The organism is Kitasatospora sp. DSM 101779 (assembly GCF_025655475.1).
Classification (GTDB): Bacteria; Actinomycetota; Actinomycetes; order Streptomycetales; family Streptomycetaceae; genus Kitasatospora.
Genome location: NZ_JAHTIK010000001.1, coordinates 4209803 through 4225069, shown reverse-complemented (window position 1 = coordinate 4225069; position 15267 = coordinate 4209803). Strand labels below are relative to the sequence as shown.

The window sequence follows — 15267 nt, the reverse complement described above, 5'->3', positions numbered from 1 at the left end:
CGGCGAGCGAGGCGCGCAGCGCGGCCGTCCGGTAGGCGCCGGCGAGCGGCTGGTCCCGGCCGCCCGCGTCGACCAGCACGGCGGCCTCCGCCTTGGTGTCGTCGAGCGCGTCGAGCAGCCGGTGCACGGTGCGGTCGTCCAGGAAGGGGAGGTCGGCGGCGAGCAGCAGCACCCGGTCGGCGGTCACGCCGGCGAGGCCGGCTGCGACGGCGGCGACCGGGCCGCCGCCGGGCGGCTCCTCGCGGGCCCAGTGCACGGTGCGGGCGACGGTGCGGACGGGGCCGACCACGACGGTGGTGCGGGCGTCCGCGCAGGCCTCCAGCACGCGGTCGAGCAGGGTGCGGCCGCCCACGTCCAGTCCGGGTTTGTCGACGCCGCCGAGCCGGCTCGCGGCGCCGCCGGCCGGCACGATCACGTCGAAGACCGTCATGCCGCCAGTATCCGCCGTGCGGCGCGCCGTTGGGGAGCATCGTCCGGGAGCGGGCGGGCGGGCGGGTTCAGTCCTCCTCGACGATCTCCGCGTCGACGATCTCGGCGTCCTCGGCCGGCGTGGTGTTGGCCGCCGCGCCGAGGTCGAGGATGGCGGGCAGGGTGAGCGCGCCGTACCGCTCGTTCATGGCGGCGGCCAGCGCCTCGGGGTCGTGCGGGTGGGCGGCCAGGGCGCGGTCGAAGTCCTGCAGGTACTCGCCGGTGAAGGCGAGCACCCGCAGGGCGTCGTCGTCGGTGCCGGGCGCACGGTGGCCGGCGACGACCCGTTCGGCGCCGAGGTCGGCGATCCGGGCCAGGTTGTGCGCCCAGTCGATCCGGCGGTAGGCGTCGGTGTCGGCCGTCCAGACGTGGGTGCCGTTGTAGACGAAGTCGCCGGCGAGCACGGTGCGGATGCTCGGGATGTGCACCACGGTGGAGCCCTCGCAGTCGCCCTGGCCGAGGGCGAGCACCCGGATCGGCTGGCCGTCGACCATCAGCGGCTGCGGCAGCAGCGGTGCGGGCAGCAGCGGCTGGTCGGGGATGTCGTCGCCGTAGACGGGCTTCCACTCGGCGACCTTGGCGGCGGCGGTGCGGGCGATCCCGTCGACCACCGGCGGGGCGGCCAGCAGCTGGGCCTCGGGGAAGAGCCGCAGCACCTCCTCCGCGCCGAAGTAGTGGTCGGGGTGGCGGTGGGTGACCACGATGGCGAGCAGCCGGCGGCCCTTGCCGGCGATCCACTCGGCGAGTTCGCGGCCGGCGCTGCGGGTGAGCTGGGCGTCGACCAGGATGGCGGTGCCCTGGCCCATGATCAGCACGGAGGTCGCGAAGAAGGCGCTCTCCGGGCCTGTGAAGACGTCGATCTCCAGCGGCGGGTGGCCCGGCCCGGGGGCCGCGCGGTGGGGTCCGGCGGTCTCGTCGGGCGGGTTGGGCGTCACATCGGCTCCCTGGTCGGCGGGGCGGCCCGGCGGGCCGCTCGTTCGTACCAGCTTGGTCGGTGGGGGTACCGATCGCCGGTCAGGCGCGCCCGGGCGGGTGGAGCGGAGGGCCGCCCGGGCGCGGGGGCGTCAGGCCGCGACGCGGCTGCCGACGGCCTCGGCGCGGGCCGCGGCGTCCACCAGGGCCTTCGCCTTGGAGGCGTCCGCCTGCTCGGCGAAGCCGGCCAGTGCGGGGTTGACCCGGGCCAGGGTGAACTCGGGCACCACGAAGTCGACCTCCAGGCCGAGCATGCCGGTCAGCACCTTCTCCAGGTAGGTGGTGACGAACTCGAAGCTCTCCCGCGGGGTGCCGGGGCCGTACGCGCCGCCGCGGGAGGCGACCACGGTGACCGGGGTGCCGGCGGCGGAGGGCTGCTCGCCCGCGCTGCGGCCGATCACGATCACCTGGTCGAGCCAGGCCTTGAGGGCCGACGGGATCGTGAAGTTGTACATCGGGGTGCCGATGACGACGGCGTCCGCCTGCTCCAGCTCGGTGACCAGCTGCTCGCGCAGGGCCCAGGCCTGCTGCTGCTCGGGCGTGCGGTGCTCGGCCGGGGCGAAGGCGGAGGTGATGCCGGCGGCGTCCAGGTGCGGCACGGGCTCGGCGGCCAGGTCGCGGTAGATCACGGTGCCACCCGGGTTGGCGGCCTCCCAGGCCTCGCGGTAGGCCGCGGAGACCTCGCGGGAGACGGAGCCCTCGGAGAGCGCGGACGAGTCGATGTGCAGCAGCGTGGGCATGGCGATGCCTCCATTTCGAAAGTTACTGCAGCGCAGTGCGTTGCTTCCACAACAGTAGCAGCTTACTTTTCTGCAGTCACTTGCCGCAGGGCAGTACCCTGGACGACATGGCGCAGGAAACAGCACCGGCACACACGGCCTGTACGGGGGCGGACGCCGCCATCACCCGGGTCTTCGCCCTGCTCGGCAAGCGCTGGACGGGGCTCGTGGTCGCCGTGCTCAGCCACGGTCCCGGCCACTTCTCCGAGCTGCGCCGCGCCATCCCCGGCATCAGCGAACGGATGCTCTCCGACCGGCTCACCGAGCTCGGCGAGGCAGGCCTGGTGCTGCGCGAGGTCGACGAGGGCCCGCCGCTGCGGGTCCGCTACCGGCTCACCGAGTCCGGCGCCGCCCTCGGCCCCGCCCTCACCGAGCTGCGCGCCTGGGCCGAGCGCTACCTGCCCCCGCTGCCGCCCGGCGGCTGCCCGTAGGGCACACCCGGACACGACGAAGCGCCCCGCCGCGGACACCGAGCAGTCGCTCGGCACCGCGACGGGGCGCTCCCGTCACCCCGGAGGGTTACTTCTTGTTCTTGCCGGTGATCTTGTCGAGGCGGGAGGTGATGCCCCAGGTGGTGACGCGCCAGAGGGCCTCGACGACGATGTTGCGGCTCATCTTGGAGGCGCCGTGCTCGCGTTCGACGAAGGTGATCGGGACCTCGGCGACCTTGAAGCCGGCCTTGACGGTGCGCCAGGCGAGGTCGACCTGGAAGCAGTAGCCGGCGGAGGCGACCTCGTCCATGCCGAGGCCGAGGAGGGTCTCCTTGCGGAAGGCGCGGTAGCCGCCGGTGACGTCGCGGATCGGGACGTCGAGCATGAGGCGGGAGTAGGTGGAGCCGCCGCGGGAGAGCAGCAGGCGGGACTTGGGCCAGTTGACGACCTTGCCGCCGGGTACCCAGCGGGAGCCGAGGACGAGGTCGGCGCCGCGCAGGGCGGTGAGCAGGCGGGGGAGTTCCTCGGGCTGGTGGGAGCCGTCGGCGTCCATCTCGACGAGGACGGTGTAGCCCTGGTCGATGCCCCAGCGGAAGCCGGCGAGGTAGGCGGCGCCGAGGCCTTCCTTGCCCTTGCGGTGCAGGACGCGGACGTGGTCGTCCTCGGAGGCGAGCTTGTCGGCGAGGTCGCCGGTGCCGTCGGGGCTGTTGTCGTCGGCGACCAGGACGTGGACCTCGGGGACCGCGGTGCGGACGCGGGAGACGATCCGCTCGATGTTCTCGGCCTCGTTGTAGGTCGGGATGATCACCAGCACCCTGCCGAGATCGGCGAAGGTGGTCTCCTCAGGGGCAGTCACGGCACAGCCTTTCGAAACTTCGGGGAACGATGCGGCGAGCCCGCAGCCGGAGGGGGTTCGACAGCGCATGTCATCGCGACAGGGCCCGGATGGCATCCGAGCACACGGCCCGGAATGCGGATCGTACAACGTCGTGTCCACCCCACCGGCCGCCGGGACGGGCGGCCACCGGGCAACAGGTAGTCTCAGCACCACGTGAACACCCGAAGGTCGCGCAGCAACCGGTCGCTCGCGACCGGCTCCCCGGCCGGCCGGCGCCCTTTCCGGGGCATCGGCGGCGGCCGGCACCCGGAGCCCCGCACCGGGTGTCGACGACGAGACCGTGCGGGCCGTCCCGCACCGAACAGGGTGGGAGCCGCGATGCGGGACCTCAGTCAGCTGGTGAAGGCGTACGACGTCCGAGGCGTGGTGCCGGACCAGTGGGACGCCTCGTACGCCCGTGCCTTCGGCGCGGCCTTCGTGCAGGTGCTCGGCGCCTCCGCGGTCGTCGTCGGCCACGACATGCGGCCCTCCTCCCCCGAGCTGTCCCGGGCCTTCGCCGAGGGCGCCGCCGCCTACGGCGCGGACGTGGTGGAGATCGGCCTCTGCTCCACCGACCAGCTCTACTACGCCTCCGGCAGCCTCGACCTGCCCGGCGCCATGTTCACCGCCTCGCACAACCCGGCGCAGTACAACGGCATCAAGCTGTGCAAGGCCGGCGCCGCCCCGGTCGGCCAGGACACCGGCCTGACCGAGATCCGCGAACTGGTGGAGTCCTGGCTCGCCGAGGACGGCACCGTCACCGTCCCCGCCGCCGCGGGCGCCACCCCGGGCACGCTCTCCTCCCGGGAGACCCTGGACGGCTACGCGGCCCACCTGCTCTCGCTCGTCGACCTGTCCGCGATGCGGCCGCTCAAGGTCGCCGTGGACGCCGGCAACGGCATGGGCGGCCACACCGTTCCGGCCGTGCTCGCCGGACTGCCGGTCGAGGTCGTGCCGATGTACTTCGAGCTGGACGGCACCTTCCCGAACCACGAGGCCAACCCGCTGGACCCGAAGAACCTGGTCGACCTGCAGGCCAAGGTGCGCGAGGTCGGCGCCGACCTCGGCCTCGCCTTCGACGGCGACGCCGACCGCTGCTTCGTGGTGGACGAGCGCGGCGAGCCGGTCTCGCCCTCGGCGATCACCGCGCTGGTCGCCGAGCGGGAGATCACCCGCGCCCGTGCGGCCGGCGAGGAGAAGCCGACCGTGATCCACAACCTGATCACCTCCTGGACGGTGCCGCAGGTCGTCACCGACCTGGGCGCCGTGCCCGTCCGGACCCGCGTCGGCCACTCCTTCATCAAGGAGGAGATGGCCCGCACCAACGCCGTGTTCGGCGGCGAACACTCCGCGCACTACTACTTCCGCGACTTCTGGCGGGCCGACACCGGCATGCTGGCCGCGCTGCACGTGCTGGCCGCGCTCGGCGGCCAGCAGCAGCCGCTCTCGCGGCTGTGCGCGCAGTACGACCGCTACGCGGCCTCCGGCGAGATCAACTCCACCGTGGCCGACCAGGCCGGCCGGACGGCCGAGGTGCGCGCGGTCTACGGCGCGCTGGAGGGCGTCTCCGTCGACGAGCTGGACGGCCTGACGGTGGCCGGCGACGACTGGTGGTTCAACCTCCGGGCGTCCAACACCGAGCCGCTGCTGCGCCTGAACGTCGAGGCCAAGGACCCGGCCCGGATGGCCGAGCTGCGCGACGCCGTGCTGGCGATCGTCCGCGCCTGACCCGCGGCTCGCGGTGCGGCGGCCCCGGGCCGGGCCGCCGCACTGCACCGTCCGTACACACCGCTCGGCTAGAGTCTGGCGTTCCGACAGAGCCACCCCGCAGGGAACAGCGAGGAACCGAGCCGATGGACAGGCTGCAGAACACCGTCCGCCCCTACGCCTGGGGATCGACCACCGCCATCCCCGCCCTCCTCGGCGAGCAGCCCACCGGGGAACCGCAGGCCGAGATGTGGCTCGGGGCGCACCCCGGCGACGCCTCCCGCCTGGAGCGCGGCGACGGAACGACCACCCTGGACGCGGTGATCGCCGCCGACCCCGAGCGCGAGCTCGGCGCCGCCGCCGTCGCCCGGTTCGGCCCCGCTCTGCCCTTCCTGCTCAAGGTCCTCGCCGCCGGCAAGCCGCTCTCCATCCAGGCCCACCCCACGCTGGAGCAGGCCCGCACCGGGTTCGCCGCGGAGGACGCCGCCGGCATCCCGGTCGAGGCCCCGCACCGCAATTACAAGGACGCCAACCACAAGCCCGAACTCATCTGCGCTCTGGACGAGTTCGAGGGCCTCTGCGGGTTCCGGGAGCCCGCCGAGGCTGCCGCGTTGATGGCCTCGCTCGCGGTGCCCGCGCTCGACCCGCTGATCGACACCCTGCGCAGCAAGCCCGCCCCGGAGGCGCTCGCCGACGCCCTCGCCGCCGTCCTCTCGCTGTCCGGCGAGAAGGCCGAGCGCACCGTGGCCGAGGTGGCCCGCGCCGTCGAGGCCGCCGCCGCGGGCGACCCGACCGGCGCGATGGCCGGATACGCCTTCGCCGCCCGCGAGTTCCCCGGCGACACCGGACTGATCGCCGCCCTGCTGCTCAACCACGTCCGACTGCAGCCGGGTGAGGCGCTCTACCTGGGCGCCGGCATCCCGCACGCCTACCTCCGCGGCACCGGCGTCGAGATCATGGCCAACTCGGACAACGTGCTGCGCTGCGGGCTGACGCCCAAGCACATCGACGTCCCCGAACTGCTGCGCGTGGTCGTGTTCGAGCCCGGCGCCCCCGACGTGCTGCGGCCCACGGCCGCCGCCGACGGCGAGCACCACTACCCGGTGCCGATCGACGAGTTCCGGCTCTCCCGCTACACCCTCGGCGCCGCGCCCGCGGTTCTGCCCGGCCGCGCCCCGCAGATCCTGCTCTGCACCGAGGGCCTCGTCCGGCTCACCTCCGCCGGCGGCGGGACGCTGGACCTCGCCCGCGGGCAGTCCGCCTTCCTGCCCGCCGACGGCACCGACACCACCGTCGCCGGGCCCGGCGCCACGGTCTTCCGCGCGACCGTCACCCTCTGACGCCCGGTCGGCTGCGCGGCGGGGCCCCGCGGCTCCGCCGCGCAGCCAGGGATCGGCACTCCCAGGGTCGGCTCTCCTCTCCCGCCGCCGATCGCACGGTGACAGCCTCGAAGCACGCCGACCGGCCGGGCCGCCGCCCGACCAGCGAGATTCGAGGAGAGCACCATGCGCGCTGTCACAGTCCGGAGCTACGGAGACGCCCGGCAGGCCGAGATCACCGAGGTGCCCGTCCCCGTCCCCGGGCCGGGCGAGGTCCGCGTCCGCAACCGGGCGCTGGCCGTGCACCCCGCCGACACCGCGGTGCGCTCCGGTCTGATGGCCGGGCTGCTCGGCGCACCACCGTTCCGGCTGGGCTGGGACGTCGCCGGCACGGTGGACGCGGTGGGCGAGGGTGTCACCGCCTTCGCGGTCGGCGAGGACGTCATCGGCCTCTCGCACTGGTTCGCCACCCGTAACGGCACCCACGCCGACCACGCGGTGCTGCCCGCCGACCAGCTCGCCCCGGCCCCGGCCGACGTCCCGGCCGCGACCGCGGCGGCGCTCCCGCTCAACGGACTGACCGCGCTGCAGGCCGTGGAGCGCACCGGCCTCGGCGCCGGCGGCACCCTGGTGGTCACCGGCGCCGGCGGCAACCTGGGGAACCTCACCACTCAGCTGGCGCTCGCCCGCGGCGTGCGCGTGATCGCCGTCGCCGGTCCGCGTGACCAAGCGGAACTCGCCGCCTTGGGGGCCGAGTTCGTCGCCCGCGGTGAAACGGCCGTGGACGCCCTGCGTCGTCTGGCCCCCGCCGGCGCCGACGCGGTGATCGACACCGCCGGCCTCTCGACGCCGCTGCTGGCGGCGGTGCGCGACGGCGGCCTGTTCGTCGCCGTCCGGCCGCCGGCCGCACCCGCCGCCGAACGCGGCATCGAGGTCGCCGTCCACAACGTCCGCCCCGACGGCGCCCAGCTCGCCGGACTGGCGAAGCTGGTCGCGGACGGCCGGCTCGTCGTCCGGGTGGACTCCGTCCTCCCCCTGGAGGAGGTGGCCGCCGCGCACGCCCGACTGGAGGCGGGCGGCACCCGCGGCGCCGTGGTGCTGACGGTCTGACACCCGGCGCCCTGCCCGCCGGAACGCACCGGGCCCGCACGGGCGCACGAGCCCCGCCGGCCCGTGCGGAAGGCGCCAGCCCGCAGCACCGCCGGACGGCGACGCCTCGCGAACCAGGGCGCCTCAGCCCAGGACGGGGTGGGCGGCCTGGTACGCCAGCCGTTCCTCGGCGCCGTCGCCGATGCGGGTCAGGAGTTCGTCCAGCGCCAGGAACTCCTCCCAGCCGGGGCGCCCCCCGGCCCGGCACAGCTCGGCCACGACGCGGTCCTCCAGGTCGGGCAGGCGCTTGTTCTTCCAGACCTTGTCGGCGAGGCTCACCAGCAGGTCCTCGGCCCGGGTGCCGGGGGCGTCCCAGGTCGCGTGCCCGGCGGCGAACCGGGCCAGTTCCTCGGCCACCCCGTGCTCCAGCAGCAGTTCACGCCCGGCCGGCTCGTGCGCCGATCCGGGGCCGGACAGTTCGGCGGGGTGCCGGACCTTGCCGATGTCATGGGTGGCGGCGCCGAACAGCACGGCCTCCCGGTCGACTTCGAGCGCCGGGCAGTGCTCCGCCACCCAGCCGAGGAGCTGCCCTGCGACCTCGTGGACGGCGCGCAGATGGGCCACCAGGCGGGGCGGTGCACCGAGCTCCTGCAGCAGCTCCGCGACCTCCTGCGGCAGCGGCCGCAACCGCGGTGCCCGGCAGTCGTCCAGAGCGATGGCGAGCACGTCCACGGCCGTCCCCGTGCGGGGTCTCGCCGCTCGTGGCATGTCGATCGTGCGTGACCTCGGCGTTCCCGGCTGTCTCACGACCTTGTCACCCATCATCGGTCTCAAATCCGTGGCATTTCCTCGCGGGGGCGAGGTCGAGATCGGGCGGCTTGCCCGTGTCGGCCGAGTACACCACGCCGGGCCCCGATCACGAGGACCGCCGGCGAGCCCGGATCGCGCACCGACGGGTTCCCGCGCCACGCTGGTCTGTACGCCGCACACCCACGGACGGAAGGCTGGGCCATGCGGAAACTGATCTACGGCATGAACCTGACCCTGGACGGCTACATCGCCGCGGCCGGCGACGACATCGGCTGGAGCGGACCGCCGAGCGACGAGCTGTTCCAGTGGTGGCTCGACCACGAGCAGGCGAGCGGCCTGTCGCTGTACGGGCGCAAGCTGTGGGAGACGATGAGCTCCTACTGGCCGACCGGCGACCAGCAGCCCGACGCCACCCCGGCGGAGATCGAGTTCGCGCGGAACTGGCGGGACACGCCGAAGGTGGTGTTCTCCTCGACGATCGACAAGGTCGACTGGAACACCCGCCTGGTCACCGGCGACGCGATCTCCGAGATCACCCGGCTCAAGGCCGAGGACGGCGGCCCGATGAACATCGGCGGCGCAACGCTCGCCGGGGCGGCCATGCGGGCCGGGCTGATCGACGAGTACGTGATCGCCGCCCATCCGGTCCTGGTGGGCGGCGGCACGCCGTTCTTCACCGCGCTGGACAGCTGGGTGAACCTGAACCTGGTGGAGACGCGGACGTTCCCCGGCGGCGTGGTCCTGACCAGGTACGAGACGAGGCGCTGAGCAGCGGCCCCTCAGCCCATGTCGCGGGTCATGTCGACGAAGCGCGAGTAGTGGCCCTGGAAGGCGACGGTGATGGTCGCGGTGGGGCCGTTACGGTGCTTGGCGACGATCAGGTCGGCCTCGCCCGCACGCGGGGACTCCTTCTCGTAGGCGTCCTCGCGGTGCAGCAGGATGACCATGTCGGCGTCCTGCTCGATGGAGCCGGACTCTCGCAGGTCGGAGACCATCGGCTTCTTGTCGGTGCGCTGCTCGGGGCCTCGGTTCAGCTGGCTGAGCGCGATGACCGGGACTTCGAGCTCCTTGGCGAGCAGCTTGAGGTTACGGGACATGTCGGAGACCTCCTGCTGACGGCTCTCGGCCCGGCGGGAGCCGCCGGACTGCATCAGCTGGAGGTAGTCGATGACGACCAGTCGGAGATCGTTGCGCTGCTTGAGCCGACGGCACTTGGCCCGGATCTCCATCATCGACAGGTTCGGCGAATCGTCGATGTACAGCGGCGCGTTGGTGACGTCCGGCATCCGGCGGGCGACCCGCGTCCAGTCGTCGTCCGTCATGTTGCCCGAGCGCATGTGGTGCAGCGCCACCCGCGCCTCGGCGGAGAGCAGGCGCATGGCGATCTCGTTGCGCCCCATTTCGAGCGAGAAGATCACGCTGGGCAGGTTGTTGTGGATGGAGGCGGCCCGGGCGAAGTCCAGCGCCAGGGTCGACTTGCCCATCGCGGGACGGGCCGCGATGACGATCATCTGACCCGGGTGCAGGCCGTTGGTCAGCTGGTCGAAGTCGGCGAAGCCGGTGGGTACGCCGTTCATCTGGCCGGCCCGGGAGCCGATCGCCTCGATCTCGTCGAGGGCGCCCTCCATGATGTCGGCCAGCGGGGCGTAGTCCTCGTTGGTGCGCTGCTCGGTGACGGCGTAGATCTCGGCCTGCGCGGCGTTGACGATCTCGTCCACGTCGCCCTCGGCGGCGTAGCCCATGCCGGCGATCCGGGTGCCGGCCTCCACCAGCCGTCTGAGGACGGCCCGCTCGTGGACGATCTCGGCGTAGTACTCGGCGTTGGCCGCGGTCGGAACGGAGTTGACCAGGGTGTGCAGATAGCCGGGGCCGCCCACCCGGGCGAGCTCGCCGCGCTTGGTCAGCTCGCCCGCGACGGTGATCGGGTCGGCGGGCTCGCCGCGCGCGTACAGGTCGAGGATCGCGCCGTGGATGAGCTCGTGGGCGGGCCGGTAGTAGTCGGCCGGCTTGAGCACCTCGACCACGTCGGCGATGGCGTCCTTGGAGAGCAGCATGCCGCCGAGGACGGACTGCTCGGCCGCCAGGTCCTGCGGGGGAACGCGCTCGAAGCCGTCGGCGGCGGGCGTCCGGTCCTCGTCGCCCCCGCCGTCCCGCCGGCCGCCCTCACCACGCCGGAATCCGTCGCCGCCGCGCTGGAAGGCGCCCCGGCCGCCGCCCTGGCCGCCGCCGTCACGGCCGCGGGAGACCGGCAGACGGTCGCTCGGGGTGCTGGGGAAGGAGCCGGGACCGAAGGCGTCGTCGGACGGCTGCCAGTCGTCCTCCGGGGGCGGGGGAACGTCGTGGTCGTCGTACTGGGGGCCGGTCACGCGTGTTCCCCGATCAGCGAATCGTGCGAGTGGAGCGGGCCTTGCCGATGACGCATCCTCCTTCATACGCCAACCGGCCGACATTTCCGCCACCGGGCCACGGGTGTCGCGCGGGGCGGGCCCCGGGCCGGCCCGGAACGGGCGCAGGGCAGGGGGCGGGTCGGCGCCCCACGCTACGGCGCCGGGGGCCGTTCGGCCAAGACGGTTATCCACAGGGGGTGTGGACGACGGGGCGGCACCTGTGGAGAAGTGCCCGAAACCTGTGCACAACCCTGTGGACAGCTCTGTGGATAACCACACCATCCATCCACCGTCAACCGGCTGACCTGGGACTACTTCCTCGATCGGCTGTGCATGAGAAAAAGTTCACACGGCCGCCCGTTCACCCGACAGGCCGTGGACATCCCGCCCCCACGCCCCTCGATCAAGATTTCGAGTAAGTGATGCATCTCCTATTCACCACTTACCTGTGGATGAGTAGGCTGGCTCACATGACCTCCCCGACCGCCCGCCGCCGGCACGACCGCGAGATCCTCGCACTCGCCGTGCCGGCCTTCGGCGCACTGGTCGCCGAGCCGCTCTTCCTGATGGCCGACTCGGCGATCGTGGGCCACCTCGGCACCGCCCAGCTGGCCGGGCTCGGCATCGCCTCCGCCGTGCTCACCACCGTCATCGGCGTCTTCGTCTTCCTCGCCTACGCCACCACCGCCGCGGTCGCCCGCAGGATCGGCGCCGGCGACCGGCGGGCCGCCGTCCAGCAGGGCGTGGACGGCATCTGGCTGGCACTGCTGCTCTCGGCCGGACTCGTCGTGCTCACCCTGGCGCTGGCCCCGCAGGCGGCCGACCTGCTGGGCGCCTCCCCCACCGCGGCCCCCTACGCCGTCACCTACCTGAGGATCAGCGCCCTCGGCATCCCGGCGATGCTGGTGGTGCTGGCGGCCACCGGCGTGCTCCGCGGCCTGCAGGACACCCGTACCCCGCTGCTGGTCGCGGTGGCCGGGTTCGCGGCGAACACCGTGCTCAACCTCGGTCTGGTGTACGGCGCCGGCCTCGGTGTGGCCGGCTCCGCCTGGGGCACCGTGCTGGCCCAGAACGCGATGGCCGCCGCCTACCTGGTCGTGGTGGTGCGGGGCGCCCGGCGGGAGGGCGCGGGCCTGCGTCCGGACGCCGGCGGGATCCGGGCCTGCGCCCGGGCCGGCGGGCCGCTGCTCGTCCGCACCCTCAGCCTGCGGGCCGTCCTGCTGATCGCGACCGCCGTGGCCGCCACCCTGGGCGACGCCGAGATCGCCGCCCACCAGATCACCATGACCATCTGGTGCTTCGTAGCCTTCGCCCTGGACGCCGTGGCGATCGCCGGGCAGGCGATCATCGGCCGGCACCTGGGCGCCGGCGACGTGGCGGGCACCCGCGCGGCCACCCGGCGGATGGTCGAGTGGGGCATCGGGGCGGGTTTGCTGCTCGGCCTGCTGATCGTGCTGGCCCGGCCGCTGTACGTGCCGCTGTTCACCGCCGACCCGGCGGTGCAGGCCCAGCTCGCCACGGCGCTGCTGCTGGCCGCGCTGACCCAGCCGGTGGGCGGCGTGGTCTTCGTCCTGGACGGGGTGCTGATGGGCGCCGGCGACGGCGGCTACCTGGCCGCCGCGATGCTGGCCACCCTGGTGCTCTTCGCCCCGGCCGCGCTCGCGGTGCCCGGCCTCGGCGGCGGACTGACCGCGCTCTGGTGGGCGATGAACCTCTTCATGCTGACCCGGGCGGCCTTCCTGGTGCTCCGGGTGCGCACCGGACGCTGGCTGGTGACCGGCGCGGTCCGCGCCTGAGTTGGCCACGGCCCTGAGCCCACCGGGCCGCCCGGCCGGAACGACCGAGAGCCGGCCTCCCCTCGTGGGGAGGCCGGCCCTCGGGCTGCTACGGGAGCGCTCAGGCAGCCACGACGTTGACGTCGAGGTTGGCCTGCACGTCGGAGTGCAGCTTGACCGAGACCTTGTGGGTGCCCAGGGTCTTGATCGGGGAGGCGATCGCGACGGCGCGCTTGTCCACCGCCGGGCCGTCGGCAGCCTTGATGGCGTCGACGACGTCGGCCTGGGTCACCGAGCCGAACAGGCGGCCGGCGTCGCCCGAGCGGACGGCGAGCTTGACCTGCAGGCCCTCGAGCTTGGCCTTGACCTCGTTGGCCGCCTCGAGGGTCTGGATCTCGTGGATCTTGCGGGCGCGACGGATCGCGTCGACGTCCTTCTGGCCGCCCTTGGTCCAGCGGATGGCGAAGCCGCGCGGGACCAGGAAGTTGCGGGCGTAGCCGTCCTTGACCTCGACGACCTCGCCGGCGCTGCCGAGGCCGGGGACCTCGTGAGTGAGGATGATCTTCATTCTTCGGTCACCCTCTCTTAGCGCGTGGTGGAGGTGTAGGGCAGCAGCGCCATCTCACGGCTGTTCTTCACGGCCGTGGCGACGTCACGCTGGTGCTGGGTGCAGTTGCCGGTGACCCGGCGGGCACGGATCTTGCCGCGGTCGGAGATGAACTTCCGCAGCAGGTTCGTGTCCTTGTAGTCAACGTAGTTGACCTTGTCCTTGCAGAAGACGCAAACCTTCTTCTTCGGCTTGCGAGCAGGCGGCTTCGCCATCATGTGCTCCATTGGGGATGGACGGCCCGGACGCGCGAGGCGGCGCGGACCGCACGAAATCTCTCAGCATGCCGGGGCCCGGCCCAGGGGCCGTGCCCGGCGTGCACCGCTAGAACGGGGGCTCTTCCGAGTAGCCGCCGCCGGAGTTTCCACCCCAGCCGCCGCCCTGGTTCCCACCGGAGGGAGCGGAGGACGCCCACGGGTCGTCGGACGGGCCGGACTGACCGCCGGGGTTACCACCCCAGCCGCCGCCGCCACCGCCCTGCTGGCCGCCCCAGCCGCCGCCGGACGGAGCCCCGCCCTGCTGGCCGCCGAAGCCGCCGCCACCGCCCGGGCCGCCGGACCGGTTGGCCCGGGTGACCTTGGCGGTCGCCGACCGGAGGCTCGGGCCGACCTCGTCGACCTCAACCTCGAAGACCGTCCGCTTCTCGCCTTCCTTGGTGTCGTAAGACCGCTGGCGCAGTCGGCCCTGCACGATGACGCGCATGCCCTTCTGCAGCGACTCGGCGACGTTCTCCGCCGGCTGCCGCCAGACGTTGCACGTGAGGAAGAGGCTCTCGCCGTCCTTCCACTCGTTGGTCTGGCGGTCGAAGGTGCGCGGGGTGGACGCGATACGGAACTTCGCGACCGCGGCACCCGACGGGGTGAAGCGCAGCTCGGGGTCGTCGACGAGATTGCCGACGAGGGTGATGACGGTCTCGCCTGCCATGGTGGTGATGACCTCTCGGAAAAAGGAGTTCTGCGGTGCTCGCTCGGCGTTTCACGTGAAACACCGGGCGTGAGTCACCTGACGCCGGAGGCGTCAGAGGTGGCTCAGTGGGTGTCCGGGCGCAGGACCTTGGTCCGCAGAACCGACTCGCTCAGGCTGAGCTGGCGGTCGAGCTCCTTGACGACCTCAGGCGTGGCCTTCAGGTCGATGACCGAGTAGATGCCCTCGGACTGCTTGTTGATCTCGTAGGCCAGACGACGACGGCCCCAGGTGTCGATCTTCTCGACCTTGCCGCCACCGGTGCGGACAACGTTGAGGAAGTTCTCGATCAGGGGGGAGACAGCGCGCTCCTCGACCGACGGGTCGAGGATCACCATCACCTCGTAGTGACGCATGGGTAACCCACCTCCTTTGGACTCAACGGCCACGGTCTCTCCGTGGCAGGAGGGTTGTGCAGCGTCGCACCGGTGCGGTGTCGACTCCGGCCACCGTAGTGGCGGGGTCTGACAACCGGTCCCGGCGAAGGGCACACGGGGGCACACCTACACCAGTGCAGACCGCACAGCCTACCGGGCCGGAGCTGCCGACCCAAAACGCATAGGGGTTGTGATCCAGGGCATACCGGCCGCAATCTGGACGGAACGGCACGCTGTCCGGTCCGTGCCGCCGACGGGCACCCGCCCGTCCCGCCCGTAGTCCACCCGGGAGGTGGGTCCCATGGCTCAGACCGTCCGCCGGTTTCCGGCCCTCACCCTCAACACCGACGGCCACGCGCACCCGCGCGAGAACGCATTCGTCGCGGTGGCCGCCGTCTTCGGCCTGCTGGCCTTCGTCAGCGCGTTCTTCGACAGCCTGCACATCATGAGCTCGTGGACCGGCCTGGTCGGTGTCGTGGCCGGCCTGTGGGGCCAGTTCATCTCGGTCACCACGGCCGAACGCTTCGCCCTGGTGATCTCCACCGGCCTGGCCGGGGTGGGTCTCTACCTCGGTCTCGCGCACGGCGGCTTCTTCGGGGGCCTGTGGTGACAGCCGCGCGCCGGAGCCCCGCGTGACCTCCGGTGCCCTCCCCGTGTACCCGGGTGTGCTCAGGTATGCGGAGAGGGCACCGGCACGTCCGGCCAG

17 protein-coding genes are annotated in these 15267 nt (G+C 72.9%); 7 read left to right on the top strand and 10 right to left on the bottom strand.

Features of this window, described 5'->3' with window-relative positions:
• The 3 genes from KSNIM_RS19185 to KSNIM_RS19175 all read right to left on the bottom strand — a co-directional run.
• A partial coding sequence (locus KSNIM_RS19185; protein ID WP_263104435.1) for a molybdenum cofactor guanylyltransferase occupies window positions 1-430 on the bottom strand: 430 nt, incomplete at its 3' end.
• A 67-nt stretch (window positions 431-497) separates the two neighbouring features.
• Complete coding sequence (locus tag KSNIM_RS19180; protein ID WP_263104434.1) at window positions 498-1403, bottom strand: MBL fold metallo-hydrolase; 906 nt, start codon at window positions 1401-1403, stop codon at window positions 498-500.
• Between the two features lie 129 nt (window positions 1404-1532).
• Complete coding sequence (locus KSNIM_RS19175) at window positions 1533-2180, bottom strand: FMN-dependent NADH-azoreductase (protein ID WP_263104433.1); 648 nt, start codon at window positions 2178-2180, stop codon at window positions 1533-1535.
• A 107-nt stretch (window positions 2181-2287) separates the two neighbouring features.
• On the opposite strand from KSNIM_RS19175, the gene KSNIM_RS19170 reads away from it, so the two are divergent.
• Window positions 2288-2650 carry a winged helix-turn-helix transcriptional regulator gene (locus KSNIM_RS19170; RefSeq protein ID WP_263104432.1) on the top strand — a complete coding sequence of 121 codons (363 nt, stop codon included), beginning with the start codon at window positions 2288-2290 and terminating at the stop codon, window positions 2648-2650.
• 88 nt (window positions 2651-2738) lie between these two features.
• On the opposite strand, the gene KSNIM_RS19165 is transcribed toward KSNIM_RS19170, so the two are convergent.
• The gene (locus KSNIM_RS19165) at window positions 2739-3506 is read right to left on the bottom strand and encodes a polyprenol monophosphomannose synthase (RefSeq protein WP_263104431.1); all 768 of its coding nucleotides are present in this window, start codon (window positions 3504-3506) and stop codon (window positions 2739-2741) included.
• A gap of 360 nt (window positions 3507-3866) precedes the next feature.
• Here KSNIM_RS19165 and KSNIM_RS19160 point away from each other — a divergent pair, with 360 nt between their 5' ends.
• The 3 genes from KSNIM_RS19160 (at window position 3867) to KSNIM_RS19150 (ending at window position 7663) form a co-directional block, all read left to right on the top strand.
• Complete coding sequence (locus KSNIM_RS19160) at window positions 3867-5255, top strand: phosphomannomutase/phosphoglucomutase (protein WP_263104430.1); 1389 nt, start codon at window positions 3867-3869, stop codon at window positions 5253-5255.
• 125 nt (window positions 5256-5380) lie between these two features.
• A complete protein-coding gene (gene manA / locus KSNIM_RS19155; RefSeq protein ID WP_263104429.1) occupies window positions 5381-6574 on the top strand; it encodes a mannose-6-phosphate isomerase, class I in 1194 nt (397 codons plus the stop codon).
• Window positions 6575-6739: 165 nt separating this feature from the next.
• Complete coding sequence (locus tag KSNIM_RS19150; protein ID WP_263104428.1) at window positions 6740-7663, top strand: NADP-dependent oxidoreductase; 924 nt, start codon at window positions 6740-6742, stop codon at window positions 7661-7663.
• 123 nt (window positions 7664-7786) lie between these two features.
• On the opposite strand, the gene KSNIM_RS19145 is transcribed toward KSNIM_RS19150, so the two are convergent.
• Window positions 7787-8374: an HD domain-containing protein gene (locus tag KSNIM_RS19145; protein WP_263104427.1), complete on the bottom strand. Its 588-nt coding sequence runs from the start codon at window positions 8372-8374 to the stop codon at window positions 7787-7789.
• A gap of 279 nt (window positions 8375-8653) precedes the next feature.
• Here KSNIM_RS19145 and KSNIM_RS19140 point away from each other — a divergent pair, with 279 nt between their 5' ends.
• A complete protein-coding gene (locus KSNIM_RS19140) occupies window positions 8654-9220 on the top strand; it encodes a dihydrofolate reductase family protein (RefSeq protein ID WP_263104426.1) in 567 nt (188 codons plus the stop codon).
• Between the two features lie 11 nt (window positions 9221-9231).
• Here KSNIM_RS19140 and dnaB read toward each other — a convergent pair whose 3' ends face one another.
• Window positions 9232-10704, bottom strand: coding sequence for a replicative DNA helicase (gene dnaB / locus KSNIM_RS19135; RefSeq protein WP_263108020.1), 1473 nt, complete (start codon window positions 10702-10704; stop codon window positions 9232-9234).
• Window positions 10705-11309: 605 nt separating this feature from the next.
• Here dnaB and KSNIM_RS19130 point away from each other — a divergent pair.
• Window positions 11310-12635 carry an MATE family efflux transporter gene (locus KSNIM_RS19130; RefSeq protein ID WP_263104425.1) on the top strand — a complete coding sequence of 442 codons (1326 nt, stop codon included), beginning with the start codon at window positions 11310-11312 and terminating at the stop codon, window positions 12633-12635.
• Between the two features lie 100 nt (window positions 12636-12735).
• On the opposite strand, the gene rplI is transcribed toward KSNIM_RS19130, so the two are convergent.
• The 4 genes from rplI to rpsF form a co-directional block, all read right to left on the bottom strand.
• Window positions 12736-13182 (bottom strand): 50S ribosomal protein L9, encoded by a 447-nt coding sequence (rplI, locus tag KSNIM_RS19125; RefSeq protein WP_263104424.1) that lies wholly within the window; start codon window positions 13180-13182, stop codon window positions 12736-12738.
• Window positions 13183-13199: 17 nt separating this feature from the next.
• A complete protein-coding gene (gene rpsR, locus KSNIM_RS19120) occupies window positions 13200-13436 on the bottom strand; it encodes a 30S ribosomal protein S18 (RefSeq protein ID WP_030270170.1) in 237 nt (78 codons plus the stop codon).
• A gap of 109 nt (window positions 13437-13545) precedes the next feature.
• Entirely contained in the window at window positions 13546-14145 is a 600-nt protein-coding gene (locus tag KSNIM_RS19115; RefSeq protein ID WP_263104423.1) for a single-stranded DNA-binding protein, read from the bottom strand.
• A 104-nt stretch (window positions 14146-14249) separates the two neighbouring features.
• Window positions 14250-14540, bottom strand: coding sequence for a 30S ribosomal protein S6 (rpsF, locus tag KSNIM_RS19110; protein WP_030270167.1), 291 nt, complete (start codon window positions 14538-14540; stop codon window positions 14250-14252).
• A 322-nt stretch (window positions 14541-14862) separates the two neighbouring features.
• Here rpsF and KSNIM_RS19105 point away from each other — a divergent pair, with 322 nt between their 5' ends.
• On the top strand, window positions 14863-15171 hold the full coding sequence (locus KSNIM_RS19105) for a hypothetical protein (RefSeq protein WP_263104422.1): 309 nt from the start codon (window positions 14863-14865) through the stop codon (window positions 15169-15171).
• The last annotated feature ends 96 nt before the right edge of the window (window positions 15172-15267 follow it).

What these genes read in the sequence shown, in the direction of transcription:
- KSNIM_RS19175 (WP_263104433.1), bottom strand. Translation starts at nt 2,180, where the DNA reads ATGCCCACGCTGCTGCACATCGACTCGTCCGCGCTCTCCGAGGGCTCC.
- KSNIM_RS19170 (WP_263104432.1), top strand. Translation starts at nt 2,288, where the DNA reads ATGGCGCAGGAAACAGCACCGGCACACACGGCCTGTACGGGGGCGGAC.
- KSNIM_RS19160 (WP_263104430.1), top strand. Translation starts at nt 3,867, where the DNA reads ATGCGGGACCTCAGTCAGCTGGTGAAGGCGTACGACGTCCGAGGCGTG.
- manA (WP_263104429.1), top strand. Translation starts at nt 5,381, where the DNA reads ATGGACAGGCTGCAGAACACCGTCCGCCCCTACGCCTGGGGATCGACC.
- KSNIM_RS19150 (WP_263104428.1), top strand. Translation starts at nt 6,740, where the DNA reads ATGCGCGCTGTCACAGTCCGGAGCTACGGAGACGCCCGGCAGGCCGAG.
- KSNIM_RS19140 (WP_263104426.1), top strand. Translation starts at nt 8,654, where the DNA reads ATGCGGAAACTGATCTACGGCATGAACCTGACCCTGGACGGCTACATC.
- KSNIM_RS19130 (WP_263104425.1), top strand. Translation starts at nt 11,310, where the DNA reads ATGACCTCCCCGACCGCCCGCCGCCGGCACGACCGCGAGATCCTCGCA.
- rplI (WP_263104424.1), bottom strand. Translation starts at nt 13,182, where the DNA reads ATGAAGATCATCCTCACTCACGAGGTCCCCGGCCTCGGCAGCGCCGGC.
- rpsR (WP_030270170.1), bottom strand. Translation starts at nt 13,436, where the DNA reads ATGGCGAAGCCGCCTGCTCGCAAGCCGAAGAAGAAGGTTTGCGTCTTC.
- KSNIM_RS19115 (WP_263104423.1), bottom strand. Translation starts at nt 14,145, where the DNA reads ATGGCAGGCGAGACCGTCATCACCCTCGTCGGCAATCTCGTCGACGAC.
- rpsF (WP_030270167.1), bottom strand. Translation starts at nt 14,540, where the DNA reads ATGCGTCACTACGAGGTGATGGTGATCCTCGACCCGTCGGTCGAGGAG.
- KSNIM_RS19105 (WP_263104422.1), top strand. Translation starts at nt 14,863, where the DNA reads ATGGCTCAGACCGTCCGCCGGTTTCCGGCCCTCACCCTCAACACCGAC.